We start from the raw sequence: 16,047 nt of genomic DNA, 5'->3' as shown, positions 1-16,047 counted from the left end.
GCTCAGCCGCGTGCAGATCGTTTCGTTCGATGTCGAAGGCCCGTGGGCGCATTTGGCCTGGTGGCCGGCGGACTGGAGCCAGTTCCTTCCGGATCTCGTGAATACCGCCGTCGTCGGTGCTCTCGTCGGTGTGGGCTTGTGGGTCGTGCAGACACAGGCAACAAAGCGCGAGCGCCGCCTACTCGCGGAGCGGCAGTGGAACCACGTTCGACCACTCATCCACGCCACAGCTCACCCGATGACACGAGAGGCAGAACTAGCGTTCTGGAGGGAGGGCGCTTGGGCTGTGCGGGATGCTGTTCGAAGGCTCGACCTCGTCATGCTCACAGATGCGTTGCCAGACAACGATGAGATTGCCGCGCTCGCCACGTTGGATCGGGACTACCCGGAGTTGGATCATCTGACCATGAGCCTAAGCAACACTGTTTACAGCGCGATCGAGCGCCACCCTCTGGTCCGCCGTTCAGCGGATTTCCACGCGGTCCAAGTCGCGACCCAAGCGCTGTTGCTGGGCGTCGACATTGAGCCGCTTCCCGGGTCGGGTCGGATATCCATTCTTCGCGCCGCGCGCGCCGTCGTCGAGGACGTTCGTGGTGAAGCCGCGAAATACCTATCCGCGCTCGATAGCTATGAACGCGCGTACGCCGTTCTCAGCCGGAGTCAGTGACCCCGCGTACGCGCGCCGTCTCTGTCCGTTGCGTGGATCTGCCGGTGTGACCGAGCGACCTGGACGGCCCGCTCATGATTCATGAACGGGCCGAGCACAAGGCCGCACGTGCAGACGACGAGCGAGCCCGTCGCCGTGCTCCGGTCGACCTTGCACACGGCGACGGTCATGTGTGGCCGAGCCGATCGTCGCCGGCCCCGGCGAGCCATGCGACCGTGCGGTCTTCCGCTATCGAGAGATCAGTAAGCCTGGCGCCGGGGAGTTGCACCGTACCGTTGACGAGGAGATTCCCGCCGATCGCTATCGAGCCAGAGAAGTACGACGCGAGAGCGATCGCTATCCGTGCATCGACAATGTCGTTCACGTCGTTCTCGATGAATGCGGTGAGCGTCGCCTCGATGTTGTTGACGAGCACCGAGAGATCCGCGACGACTTTCGTCAGCCGAGACACCGTCGCATTAACCGTCTCTCCCGACGGCGCTTCGAGGCTCTGGATCCTGTCGCCGTAGTCACGGAGCATGTCGATCAGGGGGCCGAGGTCGGACGGGATCGCCCCCATGCGTGAGCTACGCATTACAGATGCCCTCGAAGAGCGCGGGCGGCCTGTTCGCTCGCGGTCGGCGCGGCGTCGGCGCGGCCCGCTTCGCTCTGTTCGCCGGCGACGCTACGCCGCCGATAGACGGTGCGGCGGGGCTGACCCTCGAGAGTGCCGGCGCGCCGCTTCCCAGCGAGCGCGGAGAACTCTCTCTCTTCGTCGTCGGTGAGCGCGTCTCGCTCGATGAGCTCGCGGAGCCGTGCATAGTCGCCTGTCTCGTCGCGTGTCTCGCCCGCGCGTTCGGGCGCGGCTCCACTGTCGGAGAGGAAGGCCGCGGCCTTACCTGATGCTGTGATCGCTCCAGCCGTACGAGACGGTACCGAGCGCCGGTTCGTGTTTTCGGACAGAAACGCGGCTGCCCGGTCGGATGCTGTGCTCATGGGGTGAACTCCTTCTTGTCGGCATTGAAAGGCGACTGAGCGCGCTGGTTGACGGTCATGAGCGCAGCCCGTTTTGGTCGATGATGCGGTCGAGAAGGTCGAGGCATTTGTCGATGATGCGGAGCATCTCGCGACGGGCGTCGTACGGGACCGGGGGGATGGACATCTCGCTCACCATGAAGTCGCGGTCGATCTCTTCTGGGTCGCGCATGTCAGTCGTCATCGTCCTCGCCGATCGTGAGGTTGCCGAGAGCGGGATCGGGCGTGGCTGCCGTCTGTGCGGGGCTGTGTGCCTCGCTGGCGGCCTTTCGCGGCTTCCGGGTCTTCTTGCCCGTGGAGAGCCGCGCGTCGCCGCGTAGCTCCGTGAGCTCGGCGCTTGCCTTCGCAAGCGACTCGTGGAGCCCCTCGATCACTGCCTCAAGATCGAAGGTGTACCCGTAGGCCTTGTGCTGAATCGCGATCGGAGCGCCGGGCTCTTCCGCGAGTCGCGCGGCCATTCGACCGACACCGATCGAAGACCAAAGAGCGTCACGCGCAGCGATCGCATCTTCCAGCACCGCTGAGAGCATCGCGAGAGCCGTGTCGCCCTCGGCAAGTGCCGTACGAGCGAGCAACGGAAGCTCTTCCGCCACTGCCTTACGGACCTTCTGTGCCGCGCGTTGCTCGACGTTGATCCGCACGTCGAGATCTCGACGTGCGTCTTCGACTTCGGCCTTCGCTGCCGTTACTCGGGGACGTGCATCCGGGAGGTCGGCATCGGGATCGTTGTCGAGAATCGCGCCGTACTCGTCGGCGATGATCCCGTCGAGCTTGCGACGCCGATCGACTGCGTCGCCGAAGGTTCCCTGTGCCGCCTGGCGCGCCAGCTTGGAGGCGACCGCACGCTGGATCGCCTTTCGAGTCTTGGGGGCGGGGAGGTCGTCCGGGACGTTGAGCAAGACGCCTGAGATGTTTTCGCTGATGATTGCCATGAGGGTTACTCCTTCGTGTTGGTTTCGATCGGGATAGTGGTCATCGCGGACTCGCGGCGACGTCGGGCTTCAGTGAGGGCGGCATGCGCGCGGTCGTTACCCCACGCCTTGCCCTGGGCGGCTTTGAGTACGGCCTGTAGCTTCGACCGGCTCGTCGGGAACGGATCGAGCGCGAGCACGTGCTCGACGTCGGCTTGAGCCTGTGCATCGTCGCGCTCGTCGTCTGAGCGACCTCGCCAGAACTCCCACGTCGACGCACCATCGCGAGAGTCGAGACGGAAGACGGCAGCGGTCGGGCTCTTTCCGCTCGGCGACTGAGCGCGGACCCCGCCGTGCCGATCCTTGAGGATCGTCAGAGAAGCGGCACCGCCGACACCCGGCACGAACGGCTCGACAGGCATGACTGCGAGGTATGAGCCGTCGATCGCGGCCTTCTTCGCGCCGGCACCGATCGCATACCCGCCACGACCCTCTTCCTTCGTGACGTGGTCCAAGACGAGCACGGCCGCGCCGCCATCGGCGAGCGGCGACAGGATCTCGCGGTGGATACGTCGATAGTCGTCGTTCGAGTTCGACTCGCCGCCCATGAGCGGAACGATCTCGCCGACGGAGTCGACGACGACGAGTGACGGCGCCCACTCCTTTGCTTCTGCGACCACGCGGCGAAGGTGGTCGGCCGAGCGCACGTCGACATAGCGAAAACGATCGCGATCGGAAAGCACGCGACGCTTCACGCCGTCCGCCGCGAGGTAGTGCGAGATCGTCGCCTCGGCGCCGTTGTGATCCGCATCGATGTGGAGGACGCTCCCACCGGCTTTGAGCGTGTCGCACGCGCTCGCGACCGCGATCAGCGTCTTCCCGGACTCGGGCGGCCCAACGAGCCCGTTCACGGCCGCGGAGTACGCGAGACGCACTCCGTCGTTGCGAACGGCGCCAGCGTCCGGCACACGCCGCTCTACGCCCATCTCGATGAGCGCGGCGACGTCTGCATAGTCGTCGGCGGGCTCGTCGTCCTGTGTGGCTTCCTCGGCGACGAGGCGACGAGCGTCCTCACGTATGCGGATCTTCTCGGCCTCGGCATCGACCGCCGCTTGCCGGCCGAGCACGTCGGGGTCAACGACCGTGTAGGCGAGCTTGTCGTGCCCCTTCCGGAGCGCCTTCCGGATCTTCTTCGCGTACCCCTTGTGCTCGCTCTCGTCGATGTCAGCACGGTAGAGCATCGTCGCGACGATGTCGTCGTGATCCGGCAACGCCCGCGGCGGGATCTGACCGATGCGGAAGGCGACCGTCGCCAACATCGACGGCGTTCCGTCTGTGAGGTCGAGGAGCCGGTCGTATGTATCGAGTGCGCGCTCGGGAGTGAGCTCGGCAAGTTCTCGACCGAGGACGTTCACGAGATGAGCCCGAGCTTGAACATGAGCTCTGCGAGCTCGCTCTCGGCCTTGTCGGCGAGCAACTCATGAGCGAGCGCGACACGGCGGTCGCGCTTGACGCGAGCGCGCCACCGTGCGGCCTCGGCTTCGAGATGCGCGAGCAAAAGGTCGTCGTCATCGTCGATCGTCTGCGGGCGAGGCTCGTGCACGCGCTTGACGCGCCGCATCGTGTCATCGTCGGATAGACGCTTCGCGAGCCGGCGGTGAGCATTGCGGCTCATGCCTTCGTAGACGAGCCCGAGCTCTTCGGCCTTCGCCATCCATCGGGCTTCTATCTTCGAGCCCGACGGCAGCGTGCGCACTCGTTTGTCGGCGGGTGCGGGGCGAGGCTTGTCCCAACGCTTGCGTGCCAGAGCGGCGGCTTCTTCAGACGAGCGGACGGTAGGCATCAGCGCACCGCCAGAAGGGCAGAGACGCGGGCGGCGCTCTCCGGTGATGGCGCGGGGAGATCGGCGACGAGAGCAGCGATCACGCCGTCAGGGTCGGGGAAGAGGACGTCGAGTGAGTGGCACGCCGTCGTTGCGGCGGTAGCGGCTGATTCAGCCATGGCGAGGAACCTTCTCGGAATCGAGATGGGTCCGCTCTAGCCACGGATCGACCCGGAGAGGTCTTGCCCCGGCCGTGGTGCCCGGCGCTTTCGCGCCCTCCACTCGTCGCCGAGACTCAAGCTGAATCTGGTTTTGGTGTGCTGCGTGCCGGGGATTCTCACCGTATTGGCTGCAGCCGTGAGGTCAGAATACATCCATCCCGCGAATGCGTGGAGCACGGGCGTACGGCGTGTCGGATCTCTCTTGGGGGCTCCACTTCTTCACGTCGCTGCGTCACTCACACATCGATCGGTGCGTGTCCGGCGGTGTGTCCTGTCCTGTGTCCCGGGCTAAAGCCCTGGGGAACTGCAGGACAACTAGACACCTGTCCTAGAGGACAATCCAGGACAGTCCTAGGACAAGTCGAAAAGCGCAGAATTACGCGGAAGTAGCTGTCCTGAGAGTGTCGCCGCCAGAGCTCGATTGGGAGGGCTCGACGGGCTGAGCTGTCCGGGACAGATTTCGGGGTTGTTGAGCGTCGCGGGGTCGCATCACGCATAACCTCGCGCACGATTCCCAGATAGCGCGAGGAGTGAGCGTCGCCCCCGCACAACCGTCACTATCTTCCCGTCGGCGCCCGAGTTATCCGTCGCTCGGACACGCTGCAACTCCCACAGCGCCCGCTGTCGCCATTAGCGCGCACCCGAGGCGCCGATATGCTCAGCGCATGGTGACTGTGGCGACTGACTTCTGGGGCGTGGTTGTCCCAAATTGGATCGCGGCCGCCGGCGGGTTCATCGGGACGGCGCTAGCCGTCGTGTCGCTGATCGTGGCCTACCGGGCGAGCGGAACTGCAAAGCGTGCCGTCGCGAACGACGTTGAGCTTCGTGAAGCGGTGGCGATCGTTGCGAAGCCAACCGATTCCGCCTGGGGTCATGCACACGCGACGCTCACCCCGGAGGCGCCCGAGACACCGGACGACGAGGGTGCCGCGACGACGCTGCCGTTCCGTGATCCGGAGGATCAGGCGACGCTCAACCGCATCTTGAACGAGTGGTATCCCCCCAACTCGAACAAGAGCAAGGCGGCTCGGCGCAAGGATCGGGGCCGGGGCCGGACGCTACCGGATGACTAGCGGCGCGATGGCGAGCGTCGCCGCGAACTTGTCCGCGGGCATGTTGCGCCGGTTGCCCTGACCGACAGAGTGCACACGGATCTCGAAGAGGTCGCCGAGCACGGCGCGCTTCTCGCCGAGCGTGAGCCCCCGCCAGGCTTCGAGCACGTCGCCCGCATCGACGATGCCTTCCAGCGCTGAGCGGTCAGCACCCGCCGCGAGGTCACGGCGCAGCGCATCGCGCTTCGCGATGAGCGGAGGGCGGCGACGCAAGTACTCGGCGCGGTCGATGAGTCCGCCGTCGCGGTCTTCACCGAGCTCGACGAGACGCGCGTCGAGCCGGGCGAGCTCGGCATTGATCGCTGCCGCGTCGGACCTCTCCCGCGGGGCGAGCAGTGCTCCTCGGTGCTTCGCGATGTATTCGACCGCGTAGCGCTCCACGAAGGCATCGAGCGGGTCGCCCTGCCGCATGAAATGGCGCATCGAAGGGCAGCGGTACGAGTGCACGCCCTTTTCACCGCCGCCAGCGAGGATCGGTCGCCCGCACCCTGCTGCTCCGCACACTGCGATCCCCGAGAGTAACCATCGACGCGTAGGCCCGGGTGACGTCTTACGCGAGGGGTGTGCAAGCTTCGCCTTCGCCGCTTCCCACTGCTCGACGCTGACGATCGCCGGCCACTTGCCGACCTCGCACGAGCCACGCGTGATCGCGTCTTGGTCGTAGGCGCCGCCGTCTTCGGAGGGCAGCGGAAGCAATGCCGCGTAGTACGGCGACATCAGCATGCGTCGCAGGGTCGTCGGAGAGAAAGGGACGCCGTCAGGGTGGCGTTTGGTGCCGGCCGTGCGCTTTCCAGCGAGAGCAAGATCACGGGCGATCGATCCGAGAGGCACCCCCGCGAGAAAGGCCTCGAAGATCCGCCGCACGTCCTCCGCGCGTTCACCGTCGAGCTCGTACGCTTCGACGCTGCCGTGATCCTTCCGAACCTTCGTCGGAACCCATACATAGCCGTACGGCACGCGTCCCGACGTTGGGATGCCCTCGCGTCGTCTCCCGGCGTTCGCGAAGACGCGGCGCTCGGCCTTCGTCTCACTCTCGGCGCGAGCGACGGCGGTCAACACGTTGGCGATGAGTCGCCCGTTGACGGTCGTGAGGTCGAGTTCGCCGTCGGTCGTGACGACTTGAACGCGAGCGGCGGTCAGGGACTCAATCGCCGAGAGGGAGCGCGCGAGTCGGTCGAGCTTCCGCACGATGAGTACGTCGAACTTCCCGGCGCGCGCATCTTCGAGCATCCGAGCGAACGCAGTCCCGTCGCCGCGATCGCGGTATCCACTGACGTTGTCATCGGCGTAGATATCAGCGGGGACGTAGTCACGTGCGTCAGCGAGTTGCCGACACGCTTCGATCTGTCGCTCGATGCCCTCGGGTTCGTAGACAGACTGTCGCGCGTACACCGCGGCGCGGATGACAGCGGGAGTGCGCTTCTTGGGGACCATGCGCTAATTGTGCTCTAAATCTTCGACAGTGGCCATCGTGGTGATCGCGTATTCGGCCGTGGCCGCGCCGGTGTCGTCGCCGAACAGCGCAGCCGCGCGGCGCCGGTCGAGTCGGGGAATGCGGATCATGATGTACCTCTTTCTCTGTGATGCCTTCGCATCGGTTGGTCGGTCTCAGCGGGTCGCTCGGCACGTCGCTCACAGGGGCAGCGGTGTCGAGGCCAGGACGCTGAGCAGCATCGGCGCCACACCGAGCAGGAGGAACGCAGGCAGGGTGCACACACCGAGCGGGATGAGCAGTCGTGTCGAGAGCTTCGCCGCACGCAGGCGGCCGTGCACCCGCGCGGCATGCCGATCCTGCGCTGCGGACGCTCGAAGGAGCTCCACCGCGGGCACGCCGGCTGCTCGGGACAGCTCGAGCACGGATCGGATGCCCTCCTCGGTCCCCCCTCCGGCCGAGCTCTCGGCGACCAGACGGAGGGCGCGGTCGATGGAGGCGCCCCCGGCGAGCGCGACGGCCACCAGTTCGGCTCGCATCCCGGGCGTGCCCGGCTCGGGCGCAGCGCGGCGGAGCAGCCGCCGCGTCCACAGCCGAGCTGCGAGCACGAGGAGAAGGCCCGCGACCACGCAGGCGGCACCGAGCGGATTGCCGACGATGACGCCGACGGTGTCGAAGCCGAGCGCGAACCCGAGAAGAAGTCCCGCGAGCGGCATCCACAGCAGCAGGCGCGCTGTTCCCGCGGGCTCGGCGAGTGCGATGCGCACATCGTCGGCGGCGGACGCGGCGTCGCGCAGAGATTCGGCGATGATCCGGAGCACCTCGGCAAGCGGGGCACCGACCGTGGTGGCGATCTCCCATGCGGCCGCGAGGTCGACCCAGGCCCCACCCTCGGCCTCGATGGCGTCGAGCAGGGGAATGCCTCCCTCCACCCGCTCGGTCACGGCCAGCGCATGCGGGTCGCCGATGTCGGCGAGGTGCCGCCAGGCGACGACCGGCACCGCTCCCGCCTGCAGCAGGACGGCCAGGGTCTGCACCGAGGTCGCGGCATCGCTCGCCCCCGTCTCACTCGCAGGGGGCGCAGGGCGTCGTCGGATCACCACGGCGTGACCTCCTCGATGTCCAACCGGTCGCCCGCCATCACGAGTCGTCCGGCCTGCCGGATCCGACGGACGCCCCCGGGAGCACGGTCGAGATGCAGCACCACCGTGAACGCACTCACCGCCTGCCGCGCGAGGGCGACTGCATCCATCCCGGCCAGCGCACCGAGGGCCTCGAGCCGGGCCGGCACATCGCGGAGCCCGCTGGCGTGCATCGTGCCGGCGCCGCCGTCGTGTCCGGTGTTGAGCGCGGTGAGCAGCTCTCGGACCTCTTCCCCGCGGCATTCGCCCACCACCAGACGGTCCGGCCGCATCCGCAGTGACTCGCGCACCAGCCGAGCCAGCGTGATCCCTCCCGCTCCCTCGACATTCGCCTGACGCGCCTCGAGGGCGACGTGATGCGGGTGGCGCGGACGGAGCTCTGCGACATCTTCGATCGTGACGATGCGCTCGGTCGCCGGGACCTCGGAGAGCAGCGCGGACAGGAGCGTCGTCTTGCCCGTTCCGGTGCCGCCGGTGATGAGGATGTTGGCCCGTTCGGCCACCAGCCCGAGGAGCCAGGCCTGCTGACGTGCGCCGAAGGAGCCGAGCGCAGCGAGCGCCTCGAGGTCGGCCGCCCGCACCCGAGGGATGCGGATCGAGAGCGCGGTGCCCATCGTGGACACCGGAGCGAGGACGGCATGCACGCGGATGCCGGAATCGAGACGGACGTCGACGCACGGAGCCTGGTCGTCGAGATGGCGCCCGCCGAGACCGACGAGGGCGACGGCGAGGTCGCGGACCTCCCGCTCCGACGCCCGCCATCCGCTCACCGGATCCGCGCCGCTGCCCCGGTCGACGAACAGACCCGCCGGGCCGTTGACGAAGACATCGGTGACGGCGTCGTCGATGTGGGCGATGAGCGGACCGAAGGCGGGGTCGAGGCGCAGCGGCTCGGGAGCGGCATCCATCGCGCCCGTCACCGGTGCCGCACCACGGGGCTGGATGACGAAGGAATCGGGCATACCGCGAAGGTAGGCGGCCGGGACGGCGCGAGCGATCGGATACGCCACCGCGGCTCAGGCGCTGTGCAGAAGAGTCGCAGTCGCCGACCGGTGCAGGAGACGGACGGGCCGGGGCGCCGAGAACGGGAGCGCTCCCAACGGAATGGGCGGCATCTCACGGGGGGAATGAGATGCCGCCCACGGCGATGCACGATTGGGGGAATCGGGCATGCCAAGGCCGGAATGAGATTTCGGCTGTCGTCGAGTGTACGCAAGGCAACCGTCCTGACAAAACCGGTGCGACTACCGACTTTCGGCAGTATGCGATGTGTGGCCCCGCGGATAGATTCACCCTGACCGCGCCGTCCACCCCCACGGCCAGGTTCGAACGACCCGAATGCCGCAAAGGAGCGCCTGCCGATGAGCAGCCAGATCGACCACCTTCTCGACGAGACCCGGCGGTTCGCACCGTCGGAGGAATTCGTCGCCCAGACCATCTCATCGCCCGAACTCTACGAGCGCGCCGCTGCCGATCGCGAGGCGTTCTGGGGCGAGCAGTCCCGCGACCTGGTGCACTGGCACAAGCCGTTCACGCAGGTTCTCGACTGGACGAACCCGCCGTTCGCGAAGTGGTTCGACGACGGCGAGCTGAACGTGGCGTACAACTGCCTCGACCGGCACGTCGAAGAGGGCAATGGCGACCGGGTCGCTCTGCACTGGGAGGGTGAGCCCGGGGATTCCCGACGCATCACTTACGCCGAGCTGACCGCAGAGGTCAAGCGGGTCGCCAACGTCCTCGAAGGGCTCGGCATCGGCCAGGGCGACCGCGTCGCGATCTATCTGCCCATGATCCCCGAGGCGATCGCCTCGATGCTCGCCGTCGCCCGCGTCGGTGCGATCCACTCCGTGGTGTTCGGCGGATTCAGCGCCGACAGCCTCCGCTCACGCATCGACGACGCCGGAGCGAAGCTCGTCATCACCGCTGACGGCGGCTACCGCAAGGGCCGGGTGTCCGCTTTGAAGCCGGCGGTGGATCAGGCGCTCGCCGACCGTGGCGAGGGCGAGCAGCAGACCGTCGAGCACGTCCTGGTCGTCCGGCGCGGCGAGAACGAGGTGGACTGGGTCGAGGGACGCGACCTGTGGTGGCACGACGTGGTTCCCGCGGCGTCCGCCGAGCACACGGCCCAGGCCTTCCCCGCGGAGAACCCGCTGTTCATCCTCTACACGTCGGGCACCACCGGGAAGCCCAAGGGCATCCTGCACACCTCGGGCGGTTACCTCACCCAGGTCGCGTACTCGCACAAGTACGTGTTCGACCTGCATCCGGAGACCGACGTCTTCTGGTGCACGGCCGACATCGGATGGATCACCGGACACAGCTACGTCACCTACGGTCCGCTCGCGAACGGCGCGACCCAGGTGCTCTACGAAGGCACGCCGGACGCTCCACACCCCGGCCGCTGGTGGGAGATCATCGAGAAGTACAAGGTCTCGATCTTCTACACCGCGCCGACGGCGATCCGTTCGTTCATGAAGATCGGCCGCAGCGTGCCGAAGAAGTTCGACCTGTCGTCGCTGCGACTGCTCGGTTCGGTGGGTGAGCCCATCAACCCCGAGGCGTGGATGTGGTACCGCGAGGTCATCGGCGCCGGCAAGACGCCGATCGTCGACACGTGGTGGCAGACCGAGACCGGAGCGATCATGGTCTCGGCCCTCCCCGGCGTCACCGAGACCAAGCCCGGATCCGCGCAGGTTCCGCTTCCGGGGATCTCGATCGATGTCGTCGACGAGCAGGGTGTCGAGGTCGGCAACGGCAACGGCGGACTCCTCGTGATCACCGAGCCCTGGCCGAGCATGCTGCGCGGCATCTGGGGCGACCCGGAGCGCTACCGCGAGACGTACTGGGAGAAGTTCGAGGACCAGGGTTACTACTTCGCGGGTGATGGAGCCCGACTCGACGAGGACGGCGACCTGTGGCTGCTCGGCCGCGTCGACGACGTCATGAACGTCTCGGGACACCGTCTCTCCACCGCCGAGATCGAGTCGTCGCTGGTCGCGCACGAGGCGACGGCTGAAGCCGCCGTGGTCGGCGCATCGGACGAGACGACCGGACAGGCGGTCGTGGCCTTCGTCATCATCAAGGAGAGCTACCTCGCCGAGCACGAGCCCGCGGGCCTCGCCCAGCTGCTGCGCCTGTGGGTCGGAGAGCAGATCGGGGCGATCGCCCGTCCGCGCGACGTATACATCGTGGGCGAGCTGCCGAAGACCCGCTCCGGCAAGATCATGCGGCGCCTGCTGCGCGACGTCGCCGAAGGCCGCGAGGTCGGGGACACGACGACGCTGGCCGACACCGCGGTGATGAGCATCATCTCGGCGCAGGTCAAGTAGGACTCCCCCGTAGACGAAGAACGCGCCTTCCCGATCCGGGGAGGCGCGTTCTTCGTGCGCGGCACGGACGTGCCGGATGGCCGAATGCTCAGGCGAGGATGAAGGTCACTTCGACCTCGACCGGGCTGCCGAGGGGAAGCTCCGCCACACCCACGGCCGCACGCGCATGACGCCCGGCGTCGCCGAAGATCTCGCCGAGCACCTCGCTGGCGCCGTTGATGACGCCCGGCTGCCCCGTGAAGTCTGCGGCGGAGGCGACGAAGCCGCCCACGCGGAGCACTCCGCCGATGCGGTCGACGCCGCCCGCGGCATCCGCCGCCGCGGCAAGGGCGTTCAACGCACAGGTGCGCGCATACGCCTTCGCGTCTTCCACCGAGACCTCGGCGCCGACCTTGCCGACGGCAGGGAGCGCACCGGAGACGAACGGGAGCTGGCCCGAGGTGTAGACGAGACCGTCGTGCACGACCGCCGGGACGTAGGCGGCGACGGGTGCGGCGACCGCGGGCAGCTCGATGCCGAGTTCGGCGAGGCGGGCGGCGACGCTCATGCCTGGCCTCCCTCGAACTGACGGGCGGCCTGCTCCGCCGCGGCGAGGCCGGCGTTGGCGGAGGCATCCGCGTTCACCGGACGCTTCAGGTAGGCGACGAGACCGCCTTCGGGACCCTGCACGACCTGCACGAGCTCCCAGCCCTGCTTGCCCCAGTTGTTGAGGATGGCTGCCGTGTTGTGGATCAGCAGCGGCGTGGTGAGGTACTCCCACGTGGTCATGGCACTCCTGTCGATCGGGGCGCGACACCGTGATTGCGGGCCGGCTCGTCAAAGGTGGTATTCAGGGAACTCCCCTACGATCAAGCGTATGCCCCAAAAGAATCGCACGGTGAGAGGCGTGCTCGGCGGTCTCGTCGGGCTCGTCGGCTTGAGCGCCGTCGCCGGCCTCCTGGTCGCTGCCAGCGTCACGCCCGTCCTCACCATGACCGGTCTCGCCGGCGCCCAGGCACTGACTCTCTTCGACCAGCTCCCCGAGAACCTCAACCCGGGTACGCCGATGGAGCAGTCGACGATCTACGCCACGGACCCCGACGGCAAGCCGGTCGAGCTGGCCTCTTTCTACGAGCAGAACCGCATCCCGGTCACGTACGAGCAGGTGGCCCCCGTGCTGTACGACGCCATCCTCTCCAGTGAGGACAAGAGCTTCTACAGCCACGGCGGCGTCAACCTCGGTGCGACGGTGAAGGCGCTCGTCGACAACGTGCGCGGCACCTCCAGCCGAGGCGCTTCCACGATCAGCCAGCAGTACGTGAAGAACGTGCTGATCCAGGAGTGCGAGCAAGACGTCGACCGCGCCTCCGAGACCTACACGGACGACCTGCGCAAGTGCTTCGAAGACGCGACCAACGCCAGCGGCAACGAGGGCATCGAACGCAAGCTGCAGGAGATGCGCTACGCGATCCAGGTCGAGAAGGACTTCTCCAAGAACGACATCCTGCTCGGATACCTGAACATCGCGAACTTCGGCGGCACGGTGTACGGCATCGAAGCCGCATCGAAGTACTACTTCAGCACGAGCGCCGCGAAGCTCACGGTCGCACAGGCGGCGACCTTGGCCGGCATCGTGCAGAACCCCAACACGTACCGCATCGACATGCCGCAGGGCACCACGACGAACGAGGCCGGTGAGGCGCTGAACACCGCCGACAGCGGCTACTCGCTCACGAAGGACCGTCGCCACTACGTGCTGGGCCGCATGCTCGCCGACGGCAAGATCACCCAGGCGCAGTACGACGAAGCGGATGCCTCCGAGATCACGCCGACGCTGAAGCAGCCCACGCAGGGCTGCGCGGCGGCCGGCCTCAACGCCTACTTCTGCCAGTACGTGCGGTCGATCGTGCTCGACGACGAAGCCTTCGGCAAGACTCCCCAGGAGCGCGCCGATCTGCTCCGTCGCGGCGGCCTGAAGATCTACACCTCGCTGGACTACCGCATTCAGAACCCGGCGGCACAGACGATGAGCGAGATCGTTCCGGCCAACTACGACAACGACTACTTTGGCGCTGCCGGCGTCTCGATCGAGGTCGGCACCGGTCGCATCCTGTCGATCACGCAGAACACGCGGTTCGACGAGACCACCACCGATGATCTCGGGAAGACCTCGCTCGTCTTCGCCGGCGACCAGAAGCACGGCAACTCCGGCGGCTTCCAGGTCGGCTCGGTGTACAAGCTCTTCACGCTGATCGACTGGCTCGAGAAGGGGCACTCCGTCAACGAGGTGCTGAACGGTCGCGTGCAGACGAACTTGAAGATCCCCGTCTGCGAGAGCCCGCAGAGCACGAACACCAAGGAGATCGGCAACTTCGGCGGCGGTGGCGGGTACAACGCGAGCGTCATGGACTTCACGCGGCAGTCGCTGAACAGCGGCTACTTCGCGATGGCCTCGAAGCTCGACATCTGCGACATCAACAAGGTCGCCGATCGCATGGGCGTCACGCTCGCCAGCGGCAAGAAGGTCACCGAAGAGAACGTGCCGTACGACGTGCTCGGCCCGAAGAACATCTCCCCCATCGCGATGGCGAACGCCTATGCCACGGTCGCGAGCGGCGGCAAGTACTGCACCCCGCGCGCGATCGACCGCGTGGTCGGCCCCGATGGCAAGGACCGCGAACTCCCGGCGGCCTCGTGCACCGACGGCGTGATCTCTCCCGAGGTCGCGGCGACGGCTGCTTACGCGCTCCAGGGCGTGATGGCAGGCGGCACCGGCCGCGAAGCGAACCCGTACGACGGCACGCCGTTGATCGGCAAGACCGGGACGCACGACCGCTGGTCGACCATGATGATCGAGTCCAGCACCAAGGTCACCACAGCGGTCTGGGCCGGCCGCTGGAAGGGGCAGTCGGACATCTACCAGAAGCGGACCCCCGCTGGTTACCGGCTCAACGAGATGCGCTATCCGTTGGCCAAGGCCGCGCAGGCCGCCGCCAACGAGGTGTACGAGGGAGGTGACTTCCCGCGTGAGTACGGCAACCTGACCCGTCGGGTGATGGCGGAGGTCCCGAACGTCGTCGGCATGACGATGGAAGAAGCCGAGTCGACTCTCAAGAGCAAGGGCTTCGGCGTGGCCGTCGGTGCCGCCGTCGACAGCGACAAGCCGACGAACATCGTCGTCGCACAGGACCCCTCCGGGCAGACCGCGGGCGGGTCGACCATCACGATCTCCCCCAGCAACGGCCAGGGCACCACGGTTCCCGCCAACCTCGTAGGTATGTCGCCAGCTGACGCGATGACGGCGCTGAACGCTGCCGGCTTCACGACGACCGAGAGGGATAACTCGTGCAACCCGCCGACCGCGGTCGTGTCCTCGACGGACCCGGCGCCCGGCACGGCGACCAGCAAGTCCACTCCCGTCACCGTGACGTGCAAGTGACCGCTCGCGGCGCTGCGCACCCGGCCCTCATCGCGCTCGGCGCGGTGGGGGCCGTCGGTGCCGCCGCAGCAGTCTGGGGCATCGGCATCGAGCGCTACCTGTTCACGGTGCGCGAGGCGACGGCATCCGCGCTCCCTCCCGGTTCGGCCCCCTTGCGCATCCTGCACGTGTCGGACGCGCACATGGCGCCCTGGCAGCACCGCAAGCAGGACTGGCTGGCCTCGCTCGCCGAGCTGAAGCCGGACCTCGTCGTCAACACCGGCGACAACCTCGGGCACGCGAACGGCTTGGAAGGCATCCGCCGCGCGTTCGACCCGCTCGCGGGCATCCCTGGAGTGTTCGTGCACGGGTCGAACGATGTGACCGCGCCGTCTCCGCGCAATCCTCTGCGCTACTTCCTCGGTCCGTCCAAGAAGCAGCCCGAGCCGGAGCACCTCGACACCGCGGCGATGGACCGGTACTTCACGGACGAGCTCGGATGGACCGACCTGAACAACGCCGCCGCGCGACTCACCCTCGCCGGCACAGCGGTCGACCTCTTCGGCGTCAACGACGCCCACCGCGACTGGGACCGCCTCGACGTGCTGCCGGACGCCATCGGCGCGCTCGGTCCGCGTGACGCCGGCATACCGATGCTGGGCGTCACCCACGCGCCCTACCAGCGCGTGCTCAACGGCTTCATCGGCCTCGGCGCCGACGCGATCCTCGGTGGCCACACCCACGGCGGCCAGGTGTGCCTCCCCGGCTACGGTGCCCTCGTGGCCAACTGCGACATCCCCCTCAAGCAGGCCAAGGGACTGAGCACGTGGACGCACGAGGGCCGCACGGTGCCGCTCAATGTCAGCGCCGGGTGCGGACACTCGATCTACGCACCGGTCCGCTTCGCCTGCCGCCCCGAGGCCACGCTGCTCACGCTCACCGCGCGGGACTGATCGCCGGCTCGATTCGGCGCACGGAGCATTTCCCTGTAGACTCGGAG

General features: G+C 67.4%; 18 protein-coding genes. 6 read left to right on the top strand and 12 right to left on the bottom strand.

The annotated features are described in order from the left end of the window. The first annotated feature begins 10 nt into the window (after nt 1–10). Nucleotides 11–667 (top strand): hypothetical protein, encoded by a 657-nt coding sequence (locus ACCO44_RS08150; RefSeq protein ID WP_372469212.1) that lies wholly within the window; start codon nt 11–13, stop codon nt 665–667. A 166-nt stretch (nt 668–833) separates the two neighbouring features. On the opposite strand, the gene ACCO44_RS08145 is transcribed toward ACCO44_RS08150, so the two are convergent. Continuing rightward, nucleotides 834–1,187, bottom strand: coding sequence for a hypothetical protein (locus tag ACCO44_RS08145; protein ID WP_372469211.1), 354 nt, complete (start codon nt 1,185–1,187; stop codon nt 834–836). Nucleotides 1,188–1,246: 59 nt separating this feature from the next. Between ACCO44_RS08145 and ACCO44_RS08140 the strand changes: the two genes are divergently transcribed. After that, the gene (locus ACCO44_RS08140) at nt 1,247–1,549 is read left to right on the top strand and encodes a hypothetical protein (protein ID WP_372469210.1); all 303 of its coding nucleotides are present in this window, start codon (nt 1,247–1,249) and stop codon (nt 1,547–1,549) included. A gap of 148 nt (nt 1,550–1,697) precedes the next feature. Here the strand turns inward: ACCO44_RS08140 and ACCO44_RS08135 are convergent, their stop codons facing one another. The 5 genes from ACCO44_RS08135 to ACCO44_RS08115 all read right to left on the bottom strand — a co-directional run bounded on the left by ACCO44_RS08135 (nt 1,698) and on the right by ACCO44_RS08115 (nt 4,593). Continuing rightward, the gene (locus ACCO44_RS08135) at nt 1,698–1,865 is read right to left on the bottom strand and encodes a hypothetical protein (RefSeq protein ID WP_372469209.1); all 168 of its coding nucleotides are present in this window, start codon (nt 1,863–1,865) and stop codon (nt 1,698–1,700) included. Further along, the gene (locus ACCO44_RS08130; RefSeq protein ID WP_372469208.1) at nt 1,855–2,613 is read right to left on the bottom strand and encodes a hypothetical protein; all 759 of its coding nucleotides are present in this window, start codon (nt 2,611–2,613) and stop codon (nt 1,855–1,857) included. The genes ACCO44_RS08135 and ACCO44_RS08130 overlap by 11 nt, the downstream gene beginning before the upstream one ends. Nucleotides 2,614–2,618: 5 nt before the next feature. Further along, the gene (locus tag ACCO44_RS08125; RefSeq protein WP_372469207.1) at nt 2,619–4,007 is read right to left on the bottom strand and encodes an AAA family ATPase; all 1,389 of its coding nucleotides are present in this window, start codon (nt 4,005–4,007) and stop codon (nt 2,619–2,621) included. Beyond that, nucleotides 4,004–4,306 (bottom strand): hypothetical protein, encoded by a 303-nt coding sequence (locus ACCO44_RS08120; protein ID WP_372469206.1) that lies wholly within the window; start codon nt 4,304–4,306, stop codon nt 4,004–4,006. Before ACCO44_RS08120 ends, ACCO44_RS08125 begins: the two co-directional genes overlap by 4 nt. 128 nt (nt 4,307–4,434) lie before the next feature. Continuing rightward, nucleotides 4,435–4,593 (bottom strand): hypothetical protein, encoded by a 159-nt coding sequence (locus ACCO44_RS08115; RefSeq protein ID WP_372469205.1) that lies wholly within the window; start codon nt 4,591–4,593, stop codon nt 4,435–4,437. 707 nt (nt 4,594–5,300) lie between these two features. Here ACCO44_RS08115 and ACCO44_RS08110 point away from each other — a divergent pair. Continuing rightward, on the top strand, nt 5,301–5,708 hold the full coding sequence (locus ACCO44_RS08110) for a hypothetical protein (RefSeq protein ID WP_372469204.1): 408 nt from the start codon (nt 5,301–5,303) through the stop codon (nt 5,706–5,708). On the opposite strand, the gene ACCO44_RS08105 is transcribed toward ACCO44_RS08110, so the two are convergent. From ACCO44_RS08105 to ACCO44_RS08090, 4 genes are all read right to left on the bottom strand, one after another. Next, nucleotides 5,694–7,181, bottom strand: a complete 1,488-nt coding sequence (locus ACCO44_RS08105) for a recombinase family protein (RefSeq protein WP_372469203.1) — start codon at nt 7,179–7,181, stop codon at nt 5,694–5,696. The genes ACCO44_RS08110 and ACCO44_RS08105 overlap by 15 nt on opposite strands. A 3-nt stretch (nt 7,182–7,184) precedes the next feature. After that, a complete protein-coding gene (locus ACCO44_RS08100) occupies nt 7,185–7,310 on the bottom strand; it encodes a hypothetical protein (RefSeq protein WP_372469202.1) in 126 nt (41 codons plus the stop codon). Between the two features lie 69 nt (nt 7,311–7,379). After that, on the bottom strand, nt 7,380–8,282 hold the full coding sequence (locus ACCO44_RS08095) for a type II secretion system F family protein (protein ID WP_372469201.1): 903 nt from the start codon (nt 8,280–8,282) through the stop codon (nt 7,380–7,382). Next, nucleotides 8,276–9,283 (bottom strand): TadA family conjugal transfer-associated ATPase, encoded by a 1,008-nt coding sequence (locus ACCO44_RS08090; protein ID WP_029261054.1) that lies wholly within the window; start codon nt 9,281–9,283, stop codon nt 8,276–8,278. The genes ACCO44_RS08095 and ACCO44_RS08090 overlap by 7 nt, the downstream gene beginning before the upstream one ends. Nucleotides 9,284–9,682: 399 nt before the next feature. Here ACCO44_RS08090 and acs point away from each other — a divergent pair, with 399 nt between their 5' ends. Then, on the top strand, nt 9,683–11,650 hold the full coding sequence (gene acs / locus ACCO44_RS08085) for an acetate--CoA ligase (protein WP_029261053.1): 1,968 nt from the start codon (nt 9,683–9,685) through the stop codon (nt 11,648–11,650). Nucleotides 11,651–11,738: 88 nt separating this feature from the next. Here the strand turns inward: acs and ACCO44_RS08080 are convergent, their stop codons facing one another. Together ACCO44_RS08080 and ACCO44_RS08075 are read right to left on the bottom strand one after the other, a co-directional pair. Then, on the bottom strand, nt 11,739–12,197 hold the full coding sequence (locus tag ACCO44_RS08080) for a RidA family protein (protein WP_372469200.1): 459 nt from the start codon (nt 12,195–12,197) through the stop codon (nt 11,739–11,741). Then, entirely contained in the window at nt 12,194–12,418 is a 225-nt protein-coding gene (locus ACCO44_RS08075) for a hypothetical protein (RefSeq protein ID WP_029261050.1), read from the bottom strand. The genes ACCO44_RS08080 and ACCO44_RS08075 overlap by 4 nt, the downstream gene beginning before the upstream one ends. An 88-nt stretch (nt 12,419–12,506) precedes the next feature. Between ACCO44_RS08075 and ACCO44_RS08070 the strand changes: the two genes are divergently transcribed. Further along, the gene (locus ACCO44_RS08070) at nt 12,507–15,068 is read left to right on the top strand and encodes a transglycosylase domain-containing protein (RefSeq protein ID WP_372469199.1); all 2,562 of its coding nucleotides are present in this window, start codon (nt 12,507–12,509) and stop codon (nt 15,066–15,068) included. Then, nucleotides 15,065–16,000, top strand: a complete 936-nt coding sequence (locus ACCO44_RS08065) for a metallophosphoesterase (protein WP_372469198.1) — start codon at nt 15,065–15,067, stop codon at nt 15,998–16,000. The genes ACCO44_RS08070 and ACCO44_RS08065 overlap by 4 nt, the downstream gene beginning before the upstream one ends. Nucleotides 16,001–16,047 lie beyond the last annotated feature (47 nt).

It is taken from the genome of Microbacterium maritypicum, from assembly GCF_041529975.1.
Taxonomy (GTDB): Bacteria; Actinomycetota; Actinomycetes; order Actinomycetales; family Microbacteriaceae; genus Microbacterium.
This window is presented reverse-complemented; position numbering and strand designations above follow the sequence as displayed.

What these genes read in the sequence shown, in the direction of transcription:
- ACCO44_RS08130 (WP_372469208.1), bottom strand. Translation starts at nt 2,613, where the DNA reads ATGGCAATCATCAGCGAAAACATCTCAGGCGTCTTGCTCAACGTCCCG.
- ACCO44_RS08120 (WP_372469206.1), bottom strand. Translation starts at nt 4,306, where the DNA reads ATGGCGAAGGCCGAAGAGCTCGGGCTCGTCTACGAAGGCATGAGCCGC.
- ACCO44_RS08140 (WP_372469210.1), top strand. Translation starts at nt 1,247, where the DNA reads ATGCCCTCGAAGAGCGCGGGCGGCCTGTTCGCTCGCGGTCGGCGCGGC.
- ACCO44_RS08070 (WP_372469199.1), top strand. Translation starts at nt 12,507, where the DNA reads ATGCCCCAAAAGAATCGCACGGTGAGAGGCGTGCTCGGCGGTCTCGTC.
- ACCO44_RS08100 (WP_372469202.1), bottom strand. Translation starts at nt 7,310, where the DNA reads ATGATCCGCATTCCCCGACTCGACCGGCGCCGCGCGGCTGCGCTGTTC.
- ACCO44_RS08110 (WP_372469204.1), top strand. Translation starts at nt 5,301, where the DNA reads ATGGTGACTGTGGCGACTGACTTCTGGGGCGTGGTTGTCCCAAATTGG.
- ACCO44_RS08135 (WP_372469209.1), bottom strand. Translation starts at nt 1,865, where the DNA reads ATGACGACTGACATGCGCGACCCAGAAGAGATCGACCGCGACTTCATG.
- ACCO44_RS08090 (WP_029261054.1), bottom strand. Translation starts at nt 9,283, where the DNA reads ATGCCCGATTCCTTCGTCATCCAGCCCCGTGGTGCGGCACCGGTGACG.
- ACCO44_RS08115 (WP_372469205.1), bottom strand. Translation starts at nt 4,593, where the DNA reads ATGGCTGAATCAGCCGCTACCGCCGCAACGACGGCGTGCCACTCACTC.
- ACCO44_RS08080 (WP_372469200.1), bottom strand. Translation starts at nt 12,197, where the DNA reads ATGAGCGTCGCCGCCCGCCTCGCCGAACTCGGCATCGAGCTGCCCGCG.
- ACCO44_RS08105 (WP_372469203.1), bottom strand. Translation starts at nt 7,181, where the DNA reads ATGGTCCCCAAGAAGCGCACTCCCGCTGTCATCCGCGCCGCGGTGTAC.
- ACCO44_RS08075 (WP_029261050.1), bottom strand. Translation starts at nt 12,418, where the DNA reads ATGACCACGTGGGAGTACCTCACCACGCCGCTGCTGATCCACAACACG.
- acs (WP_029261053.1), top strand. Translation starts at nt 9,683, where the DNA reads ATGAGCAGCCAGATCGACCACCTTCTCGACGAGACCCGGCGGTTCGCA.
- ACCO44_RS08145 (WP_372469211.1), bottom strand. Translation starts at nt 1,187, where the DNA reads ATGCTCCGTGACTACGGCGACAGGATCCAGAGCCTCGAAGCGCCGTCG.